Source organism: Streptomyces sp. NPDC102462, assembly GCF_044765425.1.
Classification (GTDB): Bacteria; Actinomycetota; Actinomycetes; order Streptomycetales; family Streptomycetaceae; genus Streptomyces.
Genome location: NZ_JBIWKB010000013.1, coordinates 30,045 through 45,939, shown reverse-complemented (window position 1 = coordinate 45,939; position 15,895 = coordinate 30,045). Strand labels below are relative to the sequence as shown.

At 73.1% G+C, this 15,895-nt stretch carries 12 protein-coding genes; 6 read left to right on the top strand and 6 right to left on the bottom strand.

Translation table 11 applies throughout. The annotated features are described in order from the left end of the window. The first annotated feature begins 22 nt into the window (after positions 1-22). A complete protein-coding gene (locus tag ACIRFL_RS14075; RefSeq protein WP_404027744.1) occupies positions 23-970 on the top strand; it encodes a C-terminal binding protein in 948 nt (315 codons plus the stop codon). A 104-nt stretch (positions 971-1,074) separates the two neighbouring features. Here ACIRFL_RS14075 and ACIRFL_RS14070 read toward each other — a convergent pair whose 3' ends face one another. Then, positions 1,075-5,583 carry a caspase family protein gene (locus ACIRFL_RS14070; protein ID WP_404027741.1) on the bottom strand — a complete coding sequence of 1,503 codons (4,509 nt, stop codon included), beginning with the start codon at positions 5,581-5,583 and terminating at the stop codon, positions 1,075-1,077. Then, the gene (locus ACIRFL_RS14065) at positions 5,580-5,990 is read right to left on the bottom strand and encodes a hypothetical protein (protein WP_404027738.1); all 411 of its coding nucleotides are present in this window, start codon (positions 5,988-5,990) and stop codon (positions 5,580-5,582) included. The genes ACIRFL_RS14070 and ACIRFL_RS14065 overlap by 4 nt, the downstream gene beginning before the upstream one ends. Before the next feature lie 529 nt (positions 5,991-6,519). Here ACIRFL_RS14065 and ACIRFL_RS14060 point away from each other — a divergent pair. The 4 genes from ACIRFL_RS14060 to ACIRFL_RS14045 all read left to right on the top strand — a co-directional run bounded on the left by ACIRFL_RS14060 (position 6,520) and on the right by ACIRFL_RS14045 (position 12,571). After that, on the top strand, positions 6,520-7,962 hold the full coding sequence (locus ACIRFL_RS14060; RefSeq protein ID WP_404027735.1) for a family 43 glycosylhydrolase: 1,443 nt from the start codon (positions 6,520-6,522) through the stop codon (positions 7,960-7,962). Positions 7,963-8,097: 135 nt separating this feature from the next. Next, entirely contained in the window at positions 8,098-9,507 is a 1,410-nt protein-coding gene (locus ACIRFL_RS14055) for a M28 family metallopeptidase (protein ID WP_404027732.1), read from the top strand. Positions 9,508-9,670: 163 nt separating this feature from the next. Continuing rightward, positions 9,671-11,380, top strand: a complete 1,710-nt coding sequence (locus tag ACIRFL_RS14050) for a helix-turn-helix domain-containing protein (RefSeq protein WP_404027730.1) — start codon at positions 9,671-9,673, stop codon at positions 11,378-11,380. A gap of 252 nt (positions 11,381-11,632) precedes the next feature. After that, on the top strand, positions 11,633-12,571 hold the full coding sequence (locus tag ACIRFL_RS14045; protein ID WP_404027727.1) for an AEC family transporter: 939 nt from the start codon (positions 11,633-11,635) through the stop codon (positions 12,569-12,571). 64 nt (positions 12,572-12,635) lie between these two features. Here ACIRFL_RS14045 and ACIRFL_RS14040 read toward each other — a convergent pair whose 3' ends face one another. The 3 genes from ACIRFL_RS14040 to ACIRFL_RS14030 all read right to left on the bottom strand — a co-directional run bounded on the left by ACIRFL_RS14040 (position 12,636) and on the right by ACIRFL_RS14030 (position 14,361). Next, positions 12,636-13,055: a hypothetical protein gene (locus ACIRFL_RS14040; RefSeq protein WP_404027725.1), complete on the bottom strand. Its 420-nt coding sequence runs from the start codon at positions 13,053-13,055 to the stop codon at positions 12,636-12,638. A 343-nt stretch (positions 13,056-13,398) separates the two neighbouring features. Next, positions 13,399-13,824, bottom strand: coding sequence for a VOC family protein (locus ACIRFL_RS14035; RefSeq protein ID WP_404027723.1), 426 nt, complete (start codon positions 13,822-13,824; stop codon positions 13,399-13,401). A gap of 3 nt (positions 13,825-13,827) precedes the next feature. After that, positions 13,828-14,361, bottom strand: a complete 534-nt coding sequence (locus ACIRFL_RS14030) for a GNAT family N-acetyltransferase (protein ID WP_404027720.1) — start codon at positions 14,359-14,361, stop codon at positions 13,828-13,830. 70 nt (positions 14,362-14,431) lie between these two features. Here ACIRFL_RS14030 and ACIRFL_RS14025 point away from each other — a divergent pair, with 70 nt between their 5' ends. Further along, on the top strand, positions 14,432-15,085 hold the full coding sequence (locus ACIRFL_RS14025) for a hypothetical protein (protein WP_404027718.1): 654 nt from the start codon (positions 14,432-14,434) through the stop codon (positions 15,083-15,085). A gap of 136 nt (positions 15,086-15,221) precedes the next feature. Here ACIRFL_RS14025 and ACIRFL_RS14020 read toward each other — a convergent pair whose 3' ends face one another. Beyond that, a complete protein-coding gene (locus ACIRFL_RS14020) occupies positions 15,222-15,755 on the bottom strand; it encodes a hypothetical protein (RefSeq protein WP_404027716.1) in 534 nt (177 codons plus the stop codon). Between the last annotated feature and the right edge of the window lie 140 nt (positions 15,756-15,895).

The following is a 15,895-nucleotide window of genomic DNA, read 5'->3' as shown; positions in this document are numbered from 1 at the left end:
AAGACGGCGAAGGAAACGTCCGATGACCAACAGCCCTGACGCAGGAAGCATTCTGGTCGCGCCCCATCAGTTCCCGCACCTCGACCGCGAGCGGGCACTGGCACAGGAATTCCGGCTCGAACTCGTCGCCGCCCGCGATCAGGAATCGTTCAGCGAGGCGATGACGACGGCCGAAGTCGTCATGGTCACGCCTTATGCGAAGGTCACAGCCGCCGATATCGCGACCATGCGCAGGTGCAAGGCCGTGGTGCGCTACGGCATGGGCTACGACAACATCGACGTCGTCGCCGCCGCGGCGGCCGGCATCCCCGTCTCGATCGTCCCGGACGCGTCCACGGAGGAGGTCGCCTTCCACGCCCTCGCCATGGGACTCGCCCTGAGCAGGCGTCTGCCCCAGGGGCAGACGGCCGTCCGGGACGGCCGATGGGCGGGGGAGGTCGCCTACGACGCGCCGAAGCCGACCGAACTCAGGGCGGGCATCGTCGGCATGGGACGCATCGGCCGGATCGTCGCCGCCTCGTGGGCCGCGCTCGGTGCCCAGGTCCACGCGTACGACCCCTTCGCGCGGTTCTCCCAGGTGCCCGCCGTACCGCTGGCACAGGTCCTCGAAGAGTCCGACGTCGTCTCCCTGCATCTGCCGCTCACCGAGCAGACGCGTCATCTGGTGTCCGCCGAGGTGCTTGGACGCATGCGCCGCGGAGCCGTCGTCGTCAACGTCTCGCGCGGCGGTCTCGTCGACGAGCAGGCGCTCGCCGAGGCGCTGCGCTCGGGACACATCGCGGGCGCCGCGCTCGACGTCTTCGCCGAGGAGCCGCTGCCCGCGGACCACGCCCTGCGGGACGCGCCCAACGCGATCCTCACGCCGCACATCGCCTGGCGGTCGACCCGGTCGCTCGGGGCCCTCCAGGACGGCGCCGTCGCCCGGGCGCGCCGGGCCCTCACGGGCGAACCGCTCATCGACCTCGTCTGACAGCGAGCCGCCCGCAGCCGCGGACCGTGCGGGATCACGTGGGGGTGGGCCTGTCCTCCACGGCCTGCCGGCCCGGGCGGTGGCCCTCGCGGTGAGCGGTGGCGTCACGGGCAGGTCTGGCGGAAGGCGATACCCGGCGCGTAGTCGTTCCACTGTTCGTGGGTCAGTCCGCCGCTCGCCACGTCACAGGCCGTCCGGATCGGGTCGGCGCTGATCGCGGGCAGGTCGCCGAGGTCCCAGACCAGCGCGGTACCGTCGCCGCTCACGGTGATCAGGCGGCGGCCGTCGGGGCTGAAGGTCAGGTCGCCGATGGCGTCGTGGTGCCCGGTGAGGACCACGGCGAGGTGCGGCCGGGTGCGGTCGCCGACGTCCCAGAGGACGGTGCGTCCTGCGTCGCCCCCGGCGGCGAGCAGATTCCCGCCGGGGTGGAACGCCAGCCGGCGGACGTCGCTCCGGCCGTCGTCGGCGGGCACCGTCCCGACCCGGCGGGGACGGGCGGCGTCGGAGACGTCCCACAACAGGACGGCCTCGTCGTAACCGTTGCCGGTGGCGAGGGTCTTTCCGTCCGGGGCGAACGCCGACGTGGAGTCCCCGTCCGGCAGTGCGACCGGCTTGGGGGGCCCGTGCCGGTCCCACAGCCCCGTCCGAATCCCGCCCGGCAGGGCCAGCAGCCGTCCGTCCGGACTGAAGTGGGCCTTGCCCAGCGTGCCCAGGCCCGAGAAGCCGCCGAGGTCGCGGGGACGGCCGGGCCGGGCGATGTCCCACAGCCGTGCCTGGGCCGGTGAGAACAGGGTGTCCGCGCCGGTGGCCACCAGCGTGGCACCGTCGGGGGAGAAACCCACGGAGAAGATCATTTTGCCGGGGCCGGCGAGATCCGCCACGCGGCGCGGGCTGGACCGGTCCGTGATGTCCCACACCAGGACCCGGCCGTCGTCGCCTCCGCCGGCCAGGTGTTTTCCGTCCCGGCTGATCGCAAGGGCGCTGACGGCCTTGGTGTGTCCGGTGAGCGTCGCCGTCCGCCGGCGGCGCGTGGGATCGGTGAGGTCCCACAGGTCGATGGTTTCCTGCGCGCCGCCCGTCGCCAGGGTGCGGCTGTCCGGGGTGACGGCGGTCGCGTCGAGCCCGCCGCCGGGTGCCAGTGTCGCGGTGACGGTCGGCCGGCCCCGGGGGGTGACATACCAGCGCAGCACCGACTTGTCGGTCGCCGACACCACCGCACGGCCGTCCGGGGTGAAGGCCAGCGCCCCCACCGAACCGGTGTTGCCGGAGAACGTCCGTATCCGCTGCGGGCGGCTGGGGCGGTCGAGGTTCCAGAGGTTCACATCGTCGTCGAGGCCGCCGGTGACCAGCCGCCGGCCGTCGGGACTGAACGCGAGCGCGGCGACCATGTCCGCGTGGGCGGCCCAGGAGGCCAGCAGCCTGGGCCGGGCCGGAACGGACAGATCCCACAGCAGGACGGTGCGGTCGCTCTGCGCGGCGAACAGCCTGCCGTCCGGGCTGAAGGCCATGGTTTCGTGCAGCAGGTCCTTGCGGGTCAGCCGCCGCGGCCGGGCCGGATCGGCGACATCCCAGAACGTCGCGCCGGAGCGGTGCACGATCGAGTCCTTGTCGACCGGCTCCTGACGGGCGGTGACCCGGCTCGTGGAGCTGACCAGGGTGCGGCCGTCCGGGCTGAACACCAGCGCGCTGTCGTCGTACACGCCGGCGCGGAGCGCGAGCCGCCGCGGACGGGCCGGATCGCGCAGGCTCCACAGCGCGAGCGATCCGCCGAGGGCCTTGTCGTTCCACCACCCCGCCGCCGCCAGGGTGCGGCCGTCCGGGCTGAAGGCCACGGTGCCCGGAGAGCCGGGCAGCGACGGCAGACGCAGCGTGGCGAGCCGGCGCGGGTGGTCCCGGTCGGCCAGGCTCCACAGGTTCACCGAGCCGTCCCGGCACGCCGCGGCGAGCAGCCGCGCGTCCCGGCTGAAGGCGAGCCCTTCGACGTAGTCGTGGCAGCGGGGAAGTGCCGTCCGTGCCGGGCGCGCGGTGTCCCGGACGTCCCACACGGTGATCCCGTGCTCATAGTCGGTGGTGGCCACCAGCCGGCCGTCCGGGCTGATCCCGGCCACCTCGTGCCGGCCTTCCTTCGCCCGCCAGTCGGGCAGCGGCGCGCTGCCGCCGAACGGCGTCTGCGCCAGCGTGTCGAACACCGCCTTGCGCGCCTCGGCCGTCGGACGGAGCCGGTAGGCGGCGAGCCCCAGCCGCAGCGCTGTCTGCGGGTCGGCCTGCCGCAGGTTGCCGGCCTCCGCGGTCAGTGCCCGGTACGTCGCGAGCCGCCGCTGGTCCTGCGCCGTACGCCGCTGCTGGAACGCCACTCCCGCGGCGATCAGCGCCAGGCACAGGGCCACCGCCACCCCGCCCAGGGCCTGTTTCAGCCGCCGGGTGCGGCGCGCGTCACGCTGCCGTTCCGCGCGTGCCGCCGTGCCGCTCGCCACCAGGAACACCAGGTCCCCACGGCGCAGCGGCTGCCGCCTCAGCCGCGCCCGGCGGTCCAGGTCCTGCGCGGCGTCGAGCCGGGTGCCGCGCAGCAGGAACGACGGGTCGCGGCCGGCCGTCTGCCAGGCGTCGGCGGCCTCCGCCAGTTGCTGGCGCAGCAGCAGGTCGGTCCGGTCCTCGTCGATCCAGCGGCGCAACTGGGGCCAGGCGCGCAGCAGCGCCTCGTGGGAGATCTGGGCCGTCGACCGGTCCATGGTGATCAGCCGGGCGTTCGCCAGCCGGTCGCAGACCTCGGTGACCAGCCGTCGCTGCCGCGGTGACCGGCCGTCCAGCAGCTCCGCGGGCCGCACCCGGCGGCGCACCACCGTGTCGGTGCCGTCGGCCGTGATGTGGATCATGCGCAGCAGCACGTCGCGCAGTACCCGGCGGCCGGGCTCGTCGAGGGACTGGTACAGCTCCACGGTGGTCTTGGTGACGGACTGCCAGATGCCGCCGGTGCGCTGGTAGCCGGCCAGGGTGAGGACCGCGCCGCTGCGGGTGCGCCAGGTCTCGCGCAGCGCGTGCGCGAGGAACGGCAGGGCGGCGGTGTCGTCCGGCCCGGCCACAGCGGAGGGCCCGAGGACGCCGCCGTGCCGCAGGTCGTGCAGCAGCCGGTCGGCCAGGCCGGGCTCCAAGGTCAGACCGGCCGCCTGCGCGGGCCCCTCGACGGCGGCGCGCAGGGCGTCCTCGTCCATCGGTGGCACGGTGAACTGCCCCTGGGCGAGGGCCCGGACCAGCGGCGGGTGGGCGAGGCAACTGCCGTAGTGGTCGGCGCGCAGGCCCAGTACGACGCGCGGGGCCCGGCCTTCGGCCGTGCCGGTGAGCAGGCCGATGAACCGGGCGCGCTGCTCGGTGTCCCGGCAGCGGGTGAAGATCTCCTCGAACTGGTCGACCACCAGCAGCCGGCAGGGTCCGCGGCCGGGCAGCGGCCCGGGGAAGCCGTCGCCGTCGGTGAAGGCGGTCAGTACCTCGTCCGTGTCCCGTCCGGTGGCCTGCGCCCACAGCTCGGCCAGCGACCGCAGCGGCCGCGGTCCTGGCGCGGGCAGCAGCAGCGCCGGCCAGGGCACGTCGTCGGGGCCGCCGCTGCCGGCCGTCTCGCGCAGCCGTTCAAGCCCGGCCAGCAGCCCGGCCCGCAGCAGCGAGGACTTGCCCACCCCGGACGCGCCGACCAGGATCACCGGGTGCCGGTCCGGCGGGCGGGTGACGCCGCCGCCGACGGCGTCCAGCAGCCGCGCGGTGATCTCCTTGCGCCCGAAGAAGTGCGGGCTGTCCTCCGCCCGGAACGGCTCAAGACCCGGGTAGGGGCACGGTACGTCGGCGGGCGGTACGGCCGCGGGCCCCGGTGCCGGGCGGTAGCCGCGGTTGCGGGCGACGCGCAGCTCGCCCAGCCGGCCCTCGCTCTGCCGGTGCGGACGCACGGGGGAGCCCTCGAACTCGCGCTCCAGCAGCGCGTGCATCCGATCGATGGTCAGCCACGGCGGCCCGGCCGGGTCGCCCTGCTCCAGCAGCCGCAGCAGCCGGCCGCTGAACAGGGTGTGGCGCTCGCCCTGTGGCGCGAAGGACAGCGCGAAGTGCGAGGCCGAGCTGAGCAGTACGCTTCCGCGGGGCCTGGCCGCGGCGAACGGCTCGCCGGGCCGCCCGCCCGCCGGCACGGCGGCCCGCCCGGAGAAACAGCAGTCGAGGACGACGACGCCGTCTCCGGGTGCGTCGCTCAGCAGGTCCCTGACGGTGCGGTACGGCACCGCGTGGGAGACCCGGTCCGCGGCCTCGGTGGCATGCGTGGCCAGGTACAACTCGTCGCCGGGGCCGAGCAGTCCGTGGCCGACGTAGTACAGCAGCAGTACACCGGGTGAGTCGGCGACCGCCCGTTCCACCGCCGCGACCACGGCCGGCGGGTCGGCGTCCGCCGGCACCCGATGGATCGCCTCGTCCGGCATGCCGCACACCTCGCGCAGCACACGGTGCAGGTCGTCCAGGGTGGTGTCGACCGACGGCAGGTCCGGCAGCCGCGACCCGGGAACGTGCCGGCCGGTGCCCACCAGGATCGCCCGCGCGCCAGGGGCGGCCAGTCCCGCCTCGGCGGCGGTGTCGCCGTTCACGGTCCGGGCGGTGCGGCGCCGTCCGGTGCGCGGCGGTGCTCGGGCCGTGGCGGGTCGCCGACCGCGGCGGCCAGCCGCTCGACCAGGTCGGCGGCCTGCGCCGCGTCCGCCCTGACCTGGGTGGACTCGATGCTGATCTGCGTGCCGTCGGGCTTGGTCACGGTGATGGTCTGGCTGCTGCGGCGGCTGGCCGCCCAGGCGACCACGGCCCCGGCGAACACCGTCGCCACCCCGCCGGGCTCCAGGATCGCGATGAGCGCGTCCATCGCCCCGCCGCCCATCGCCCCCGGCGGCGGAGGCTGCGTGTCCAGCCGGATCCGGCCCCGCAACTGCGGCTCCGCGGTCAGCCAACGGCGCAACTCCGCGCCGCCGTCGCGGCCGCCGTCGACGGTGATGACGATGCGCATGATCCCCCAACACCCCGATGCGCCATGGCTTCTCGCCTTTGACGGCAGGTAGCGTACCCGTCACCGCATGCCGTCAGGTAGACCGGACGCCGACGACCGAAGACCGCCACGAAGGAACGGTCCGAGGGCCCCGGCCGCCCCGACCGACGGCACCGCACCACGTCTTCGTACGGCACGGCTTCGGCCAGGGCGCACGCCTCCCGGGTGACTCCGCCGGGCCCCGCCGCGTACACCGAGCACCCGCCGTCCCGCCGCGTACAACGTGCACCGGGGCGCCCCGCCGAGTACACCGCGCATCACGTCACCCCGCCTCGCACACCGAGCACCATGTCGGCCCGTTCCCTACCAGGGCGGGCGTGCCAGTGGCGGGCGTGCCCGTGGCGGTCGTGAGCGGGGCGGCAACGGTCGGGCGGCGGTGGCTCGGACGGGTTGCCGCGAGAGCTGTTTACATCGATGTAAGAGCTGTGGTGCCATAGGTCCGCCATCTCGAAATCGCCCGGTACTCCGGGCACTTGGTGAGGAGCCGCTGATGCCGCGTCGGTCCACGAGTGCACGGTTGGCCGTTCTGCTGGCCCTGCTCATCGGCCTGGTCTGCGTGCCGCAGGCCCACGCCGGGCAGCCCGCGCCCGCGGTCAAGGCCGCGGGCACCTTCCGGAATCCGCTGAACACCGGACCGGACCCCTTCCTGACCTATGCGAACGGGGCCTACCGCCTCACCACCACGCAGGGCAACAGCATCAGGATGTGGAGTTCGCCGTCGCTCGGCACGCTGCTCGACGCGGACCCGGTGACCGTGTGGACCGACACCAACCCCGAGCGCAACCAGCACATCTGGGCGGCCGAGTTCTACCGCTTCGGCAACCGCTGGTACATGTACTACACGGCCGACGACGGCGTGGACGACCATCACCGGCTGTACGTCCTGGAGTCGGAGGGCGGCGATCCGACCGGGCCCTACCACTTCAAGGCGAAGCTGGCCCCGCCCAACCACGCGAACGACTTCGCCATCGACCCCGGCGTCTTCCAGCACAACGGCAAGCTGTATCTGGCGTATGCGGGCATCAACGCCTACCAGCACAACGGTCTGAACATCGCCCCCATGGCGAACCCCTACACGGTCTCCGGGGACGCGGTGGCCCTCGATGCCGCCGGGGGCTGCCCGGAGGTGCGCGAGGGCCCCGAGTTCCTGAACCGCAACGGCCGTACGTGGCTGACGTACTCGACGTGCGACACCGGCAAGCCCGACTACCAGCTGTGGATGCTGTCCCTGCCGGACAACGCCGATCCGCTGAAGCCCGGCAACTGGCGCCAGCACTCCGGCCCGGTGTTCGCACGCGATGACGCCAAGGGGGTCTACGGCCCCGGCCACCACGCCTTCTTCCGGTCGCCCGACGGCACTCAGGACTGGATCGTCTACCACGCCAAGACGACCGCGAGCTACACCTACGGCAACCGTACGACCCGCGCCCAGAAGATCGGCTGGCACGCGGACGGCAGCCCTGACCTCGGTAGCCCGCTCGCCCTCGGCGCGACACAGGACCTGCCGTCCGGCGACCCCGGCAACGGCAACTACTGGATCAACGACGACGGCCGCTCCAGCGGCGCAGGTCAGGTCGCCTACCAGGGCGCGTGGAACTCGGGCACGGGCTGCGCGGCGCAGTGCTTCTGGAGCGACGACCACTGGAGCGACCAGGCGGGCAACACCGCGACCTTCACCTTCACGGGCACTCGGATCGCGCTGCTGTCCGTGCGGGACACCGGCAACGGCATCGCGGCCATCAGTGTCGACGGCGGCGCCGAACAGCGCGTCGACTTCTACGGGTCCCCGCGGACCGGGGAGACGCTCCAGTACCTCAGCCCGCGTCTGCCCGCCGGCAAGCACACCCTGCGCATCCGGGTGACCGGGGAACACAACGCGTCGTCCGGCGCGTCCTTCGTGAGCGTGGACAGGGCAGAGGTCTACACCGACTGAGCCCGGTCACGGGCCGGGGCCCGTCCGCCGTGTGGCGGGCCCCGGTTGACCACCCCTCACTCGGCTCTCTTGCTCAATCTTGGCGTGTCCACAACCATGTCAGGGTCGGTCGGCACAGCCAGCCCGGGAGGACACATGCGCCCCAGTCTCAGCAGGCGAACCATCCTGACCGCGACAGCGGCGAGCAGCGCCGTGGCCCTGGGCACGACGGGAACGGCCGAGGCCGCGGGGCCGCGGGGCGAAGCCCGCCGTCCGCCCGCGACGGCCCAGCCTCCGAGCCGTGAACTGCGCGCGCTGCTCCGGGAGATCGATCCGGCCCGCATCGAGGCGACGGTGCGCACACTCGTCTCCTTCGGCACCCGGCACACCCTGTCCGCCCAGGACGACCCGGCACGCGGCATCGGCGCCGCACGCGACTGGCTGCTCGCCGAGTTCCGCTCGTACGCCGCCGCCTCCGGGGGCCGGATGACCGCGCGACTCCAGTCGTACGTCCAGGAACCGGCGTCCCGCATCCCGACCGCCACCCGCATCACGAACGTGATCGCCACCCTGCGCGGCTCGGTGACCCCGGAGCGCGTGTACGTCGTCTCCGGCCACTACGACTCCCGCGCCACCGACGTCATGGACGCCACCTCCGACGCGCCGGGCGCGGACGACGACGCGTCCGGCGTGGCCGTGGTCCTGGAACTGGCCCGGGTGATGGCCGCGCGGCGGCCGGCCTCGACCATCGTGTTCGCGGCGGTGGCCGGCGAGGAGCAGGGGCTGTACGGGGCGGCGCACATGGCCCAGCAGTTCAAGACGGCGGGCGCCGATCTGCAGGGCATGTTCACCAACGACATCGTCGGCAGCTCCACCGCGGACGACGGCACACAGGACCCGTACACCATCCGGCTCTTCGCGGAGGGCGTGCCGTCCTCCGAGACGCCCGAACAGGCCGCGACCCGGCGCTCGGTGGGCGGCGAGAACGACTCCGCGACCCGCCAACTGGCCCGTTTCGTACGCGATGTGGCCGACAACGCCGCCACCGGCATGCACGTCCGCGTGATCTACCGCAGGGACCGCTACCGCCGGGGCGGTGACCACATCCCGTTCCTCGAACGGGGCTACCCGGCCGCGCGTTTCACGGAACCGGCCGAGGACTTCGCCCACCAGCACCAGGACGTACGCGTCGACGAGAGCGGCCGGCAGTACGGGGACCTGCCCGAGTTCTGCGACTTCCGGTACATCGCCCGGGTGGCCCGGGTGAACGCGGCGGCCCTGTGGTCCCTGGCCCAGGCCCCCGGCACACCGCGCGACGCGAGGATCGTCACCTCGACGCTGACCAACTCCACGGAACTGGTGTGGACCCGGGGCGGCGAAGGGGACCTCGCCGGCTACGAGATCGTCTGGCGCGAGACGACGGACCCCGAGTGGACCCATGTCATCCCGGTCGGGGACGTGACGCGACGGGAAGTGGACCTGTCCAAGGACAATGTGTTCTTCGGGATACGCGCCGTGAACAAGGCGGGGCTCAGGAGCCCGGTCGCCTTCCCGGAACCGGCCTGACCCTCTCACTCGTCACCGCTTCCGGGGCCTCACCGGGTGAGAGCGCCGTCCGTCGACCGCTGCCGGCGGTGACGGACGCCGGTCCGCCGGAACACGCTTTCGGCGAGGGAAATACAGTGCCCCCTGGAACACGCGAACGGGACGCGGTGAGATGGAGGAACGGGTGTCAGGGGCGGCAGAGGCGGGGGAGACGGAGGAGTTCGCGACGCTGCTGCGGGGGCTCAAGGAGCGTTCGGGACTGAGTTACGGGGCGCTGGCCAAGCGGCTGCACATGAGCACGTCGACGCTGCACCGCTACTGCAACGGCACCGCGGTCCCGAACGAGTACGCGCCTGTCGAACGCCTCGCACGGGTGTGCCGGGCGACGCCTCGGGAACTCGTCGAACTGCACCGGCACTGGATCCTGGCGGACGCGGCACGGAGGCGCAGGGCGGAGCAGGCCGGGGCGGCGCGGGCCGGGTCGGGCGGCGCCACCGGCGCGGCCCCGGCGAAGAGTTCGCCCCAGGAGGCCGGTTCGCCCCAAGACGCCGGTTCGGCCGAGCCGGCTGCCGCGGCGGGCGTGCCGGGCGTGCCGGGTACGGGGGACACCGGTTCGGCGGCGGATCCCGCGGCGCGTGCCGGCGCTGCACTCCCGGCCCAGCCGGGCTCACCACCGCCCGGCCCCGCCGCACCCCCGTCCTCCGGAACGGCTCCGGCCTCCGGGGCGGCTCTGGCTCCTGGGGAGGCTCCTGCTTCCGGGGCGGTTCCGGGCCCCGGGTCGGGCTCGGCTCCCGGGACGGCTCTGGCCCCTGGGGCGGTTGCGGCCTCCGGGGCGGCTGCGGCTTCCGGGGCGGGTCCGGCCTCCAGGACAAACTCGGCTCCCGGGGCGGGCTCGGGCCGCGCCGCGGTCCCGCAGGGAGGGGATCAGGACGCCGGGCCCGGTGAGCCCGGGGAGCCGGTCGTCGTCGGCGTGGCGGGGGAGCCCGCGCGGCCACGGCGCCGGCGCACCGCGCTGATCGCCTGTGCCGCGGTGGCCGCCGTACTGGGAGCCGTGGCGATCGTCGTGCAGCCGCTGTCGGGTAAAGACGGGGACGACCCGCGCGACGAGCACGTCGCCGGTGCCACCGCGGTCAGCGGCACGGCCGACGCCGAGTCACCGACCCCCGCCCCGTCCCCGAGCGGGCGGAGCCGCACACCGTCCGCATCGGCCTCCGCCACCGCCACCGGGTCCGGTGCCCCCTCGGTCGGCGGCAAGCAGGGCGCGGCGGCCGGACCCAGCGGCGGCACCGGCACCGGCGCCGTCCCGCTGACCGTCGGCACCCGCCCCTACGTCTACGAAGACCCGTGCAGCCAGCACTTCCTCGTCGACAGCGAACCCGAGCAGGTCGGCCCGCCCGCCAACGAGCAGAACGCCCCGCGCTGGGCCGCCGCCTACGGTGCCGTCTCCTCGGGCGAACAGCGGGTCGCCCTCACCGTCCAGGGCACCGGCGCGGACACTGTGGTCCTGGAGGCGCTGCACGTGCGCGTCATCGCCAAGGGCGCACCGCTCGCCTGGAACGACTACTCGATGGGCGTCGGCTGCGGCGGCGGCGTCGGCACCAAGTCGTTCGACATCGACCTGGACAACGGCAGCCCCACGGTCACCGTCAAGAACGGCCAGCGCGACTTCCCCTACAAGGTCAGCGAGTCCGACCCGGAGGTCTTCTACGTCACCGCCCGCACCGAGGCGCACGACGTCCGCTGGGACCTCACCCTGGACTGGTCCAGCGGCAGCCGCCGCGGGACCCTCCACATCGACAACGCCGGCATTCCGTTCCGGACCAGCGCCGACGTCGGCCGTCCCGGCTACGACTACCCGCTGGGCAGCAACGACTGGATCGAACGGGTCGGCTGACAGGCCCCCGGCCGTGGAGCCACGGCGCCGCCGCACGCCCGGTCGGTCAGGGACGCTCTCAGTGGTGCGAGCCCGGTACGATCCGGACGGTCTTCGAGGCCGTGACCGGCGCGAGCGAACCGTCGGTGCTGGACCAAGGCCGTCGGCAACCACGGGAGATGATGTCGGCGTAGGCCCGGGCACCGGCCGACGCGAGCATCCATCACGAGCCGGACCCGGGGCACCTCCACCGGCACGTCACCGAGGAAGGGCATGCAAGGAGTTCTCACCGGCTTCATGGTGATCGCCGTCGTGGTCGGCGTCGGCTATGTGATCGGGCGCCGCAGATATCTGGGCGACGACGGCCGCCACGTCCTGACCAGGCTCGCCTTCCATGTCGCCACGCCCTGCCTGCTCTTCACCACGCTCGCGGGCGCCGATCTGTCCGTCCTCCTGTCCGAGCGGCTGCTCATCACCGCGATCAGCACGGCCGCGGCCGCCGCCCTCTTCCTCGCCGTCGGCTTCCTGAAGGGCTGGAGCACGGGCCAGTTGACCATCGGCGCCCTGTGCTCCAGTTACGTCAACGCCGGCAACCTCGGCATCCCCATCGCCGTCTACGTCCTCGGCGACGCCTCACTCGTCGCTCCCGTCCTGCTCTTCCAGCAGATCATCGTCACCCCGCTCGCCCTGACGGTCCTCGACCTGAGCCGTCCCGGTGAACCGGAACCCCTGCTGCGACGCCTGACCACGCCGTTGCGCAACCCGATGGCCATAGGCTCGCTGACGGGTGTCACCGTTGCCGCCACCGGCTGGGCCGTCCCCGGGCCCGCCCTCGAACCCCTCACCCTCATAGGCAACATGTCCGTCCCGGCCGTACTGCTGGCCTTCGGTATCTCCCTGCGTGGCAGCGGGCTGCCCGCCCGCGGGGACAACCGGCCCGCCATAGTGCTGTCCGCCGCCCTCAAGACCATGGCCCAGCCCCTCATGGCCTGGAGCCTCGGCACGATGGTCTTCGACCTGCACGGCGCCGCCCTGCTCGACGTCGTGGTGATCGCGGCGCTGCCCGCCGCCCAGAACCTCTACACCTACGCCTCCCAGTACCGGGTCGCCGAACAACTCGCCCGTGAGTCCATCCTGTTGTCCACCCTCTTCTCCGTCCCCGGTCTCATCGCCGTCGCCGCGCTCCTCGGCCCGGCATCCGTGTCGGGGTGAGCGCGGCCGGGTCCGACGGTGCCCGCGGCATGCCGTGGGTACGGGCGGACCGGGCTTTGCCTTGTCAGCCGGCCGCGGAAGCGGGGGCCGTTGCCCGCGCCCGGTCCAGCTTCTCCAGGACACGGTCGCGCAGGAGTTCGTACTCCTCGCGGAGCCTGCGCCACTCGGTGACCGGAGGGCGCGGTATGACGGTGCCCGCGGTGACGATCTCCTCCGGGCCGAACTGCTCCGGGGTGAGGTCGATCTCGACGCCCATGCCGAGGCGGTTCCACCAGTGGTAGTCGACGCGTTCGCCGTTCACGAGGACTTCCCCGCGGAGCAGTTCCCCGCCCAGGAGGTCGTTGAGCACCATGGCCGTCACACCGCACTGGTCCCGGGCCGGGTTGTCCGCGCTCCAACGCGACCGGAACTCAGGCGTGCACGTGTCGGCACTCCAACTGCTGCGAACAGCTCGCTCGATGTCAGCGAGAAGCAAAGGTGTCATACCGCTGATCCTCTCAGCCGCCACTGACAACGACGGCGCTCCGCGCATCCCGCCGGCCGCGGCCCGGGCACCGGGAATCGTGTCCTCGGTGGCCCGCAAGGACCGACGTACGAGCACGCAGACCGGCCTTGTGAAGAGGTGCGGCGAGACGCCGACCGTCGACGGAGTACCGGTCGGCACGGTCTACGGCGTCCCCGGCCTGTGCCGGTCAGCGCCCGCCGGCACCCACGGCCGACGGGGCCCGTCGTACCGGGGCGCCTCCAGCACCCTGCCCATCGACCAGCTGACCGCCTCCCCGGCGGCTGTAGGACCGCTCAAGGCGCCCGTCGCCGCAGGCTCCCGCTCAGGAACCGGGGTCGGCGACGAGTTCGACTTCGAAGCGGTCGCGGTTTTCGAGATAGGCGGCGTAGGTGTGCGGACCGCCCGCGTGCGGGTGACGGTCGGGGAACAGGAGCCGCCAGGTGCCGGTGGTGGTGGCCTTCTCGACGAGGCTGTCGACGGTGTCCCGGCCACCGGCGTGGAAGGCGAGGTGGTTGAGACCGGGGGCGCAGCGGTCGTGCCGGTGGTCGGTGAGGGCGGGGGACTGTTCGAAGACGAGGTACGTAGGGCCCTTGCGCCAGCTTTTTCCCGTGGGCCAGTCCTGGTGGAGGGTGTAGCCGAGCGCCATGAGCAGCCAGCCCCAGTCCTGTGCCGCACGGGCGAGGTCGGGGACCCAGATTTCGATGTGGTGCAGTGTGCCTGGTTCCGGTGCGGTCGGGCTGTGGGGCATCGGCTAGTCCTGGGTGGTGGGGTTGGTGGGGTTCAGGTCGGTGTGGGGGGTGATGAGCCAGTGGTTGGTTCGCAGGACCCGGTCCGCGAAGGTGACGTCCTGCTCTCCGGCGAAGCGGAAGCCGAGGGATCGGCAGATGCCGTTCGAGGCGCCGTTGCCCGTCGCCGGGAACGCGTGCACGTCGCCCCAACGGCCGTCGTCCCGGGCCTGTTCGAGAAGGGCCCTGGCCGCACGCTTGGCCAGGCCACGGCCCTGGAACGGGGGCAGGACCATCCAGCCGATCTCCGAAAGGGGCCCGTCGTCGGTGTCATGGGACCAGATGGTCACCGATCCGGCCACCACACCGGGAGCAGCCGGGTCAGGGATGATCATTTTGATCCAGGCGATATCGGCCGCCGCGTCCCTGGCGTCCCGTCGCACCTTGTCGGGCATGCGTTCACGCGGCAGCGGCCCCCCGAGCTCCGTCATCATGACGGGGTCGCACCGCATCCGGACGTAGGCGTCGACGTCGTCGGGTGTGACGTTGCGCAGCTGCACGGAATCCTCCTCGCCTCACGGGGCAGTTGTGCTTCCCGTTATCGTCCTCCCGTGGGGGAGGCGCCGTGGAATGGACGGGGTGGGGAAACTCGTGGATGTGACCACGCTCGCCGTCGCGCTCATCAGCGTCGGTGGGACGCTCGGCGGAACTCTGGGCGGGGCCGTGCTCAGCCGGCGTGCCAACCGGGAGGAGAACGAGCGTGCCGACCGGCTCCGCGCGCAGGAGCGCCAGGACCGGGTGCAGGAAGCCCGGCGTGATCTCTACGCCCGTCTGAACACCACGGCCCGCGCCTACCGGATCGCGGCCCGGGACGCGGTGCGCGCCGCCGAGCGCGGTGAGACCGTCGACCCGGCGGTCCTGGACGCCGCCAAGGAAGCCTGGGCGGAGCAGTACTCCCAGGCACAGATGGCTCTGGCGAAGGACGTCCTGGAGGTGGCCTCGGTCCTCAACAGGGCGCTCGGGGTCGGATACTCGGTCGTGAAGCAGTTGCCGAGCGGTCCCGGCCCTGCCGGTTCGTACGACCGGGCGAAGGACTGGTTCAGCGGTCCGCTGTCCGACGGCGTGTACTTGCTGAGGGTTTCGCTGCGGCATGACCTGGGCGTCGAGATCGAGCCCGACTTCGAGCGCACACGTACCCGGATGCTCGCCGCGCTCGAAAGCGCGTGGAGAGCCCATGAGCGCGAACTCGCCGGGGAACAGGCGCGGACTCCCGAGCCCACGTGAGCGCCGGAAGCACACGCCCGTCCCATCTGGCTTCCCGTCCCTGCACCCCGCCGAACAGGCCGACGCGGCGCGGCGACGCGGCGCGCATCAGTTCGCGGCATTCGCCTTCCGTGGTCGCGGCCGACACCGCGGAGGGTCAGCCGGTCCAGCCCGTGGCGGTCAGCACCTCGTGGGCGATGTCCGGGACGGTCCGGCCGTCCGTCGCTATCCGTACCGTCCCCGCAGCGGCCCGCTCGTCCAGAATGCGCGCCTTACGGGCGCTGCGCTCCAGTTCCCGGTGCAGCTCGGAGCCCTGCTCCCGGCGTACCAGCCGCTCGCGGGCGGTGGCGTCGGAGGCGGTCAGGAGTACCCGGACGAACCGCGCCCCGGGACCCAGGGCCCGCTCGAACATGCCCGCCGCATCGGGCAGCACGCTCAGCGTGTTGGTGTAGAGGAGCCGACGGTAGCCGCACCGGGCGAAGTTCGCCCACACCGCCGTCAGGTTGGCTTCGGTGATCTCCGCGCGGCGGGGGTCTCCCCGCGGGGCCGGATGCACCTGCCCCATGAAGTCGCCGTCGACGACCGCGTGCGCCACCGCGGCGGTCCGCAGCAGCGCCGACACCTCCCACGCCACCGTCGTCTTGCCGACTCCCGCCCGCCCTCCGATGAGCAGTGCCTCCGCGTGCGCCATGGCGGCAGCGTGCCACCCCGGCCGCGGCGGACGCGAGTGGATTTGCGCCCTGGCCGGGTCAGCGGGCGTGACCGCGTGCCGACGCCCGCACCCCGCTTCGGAGACGCGTCGAACCGGGACGGGAGCCGTACGTTCGCGCG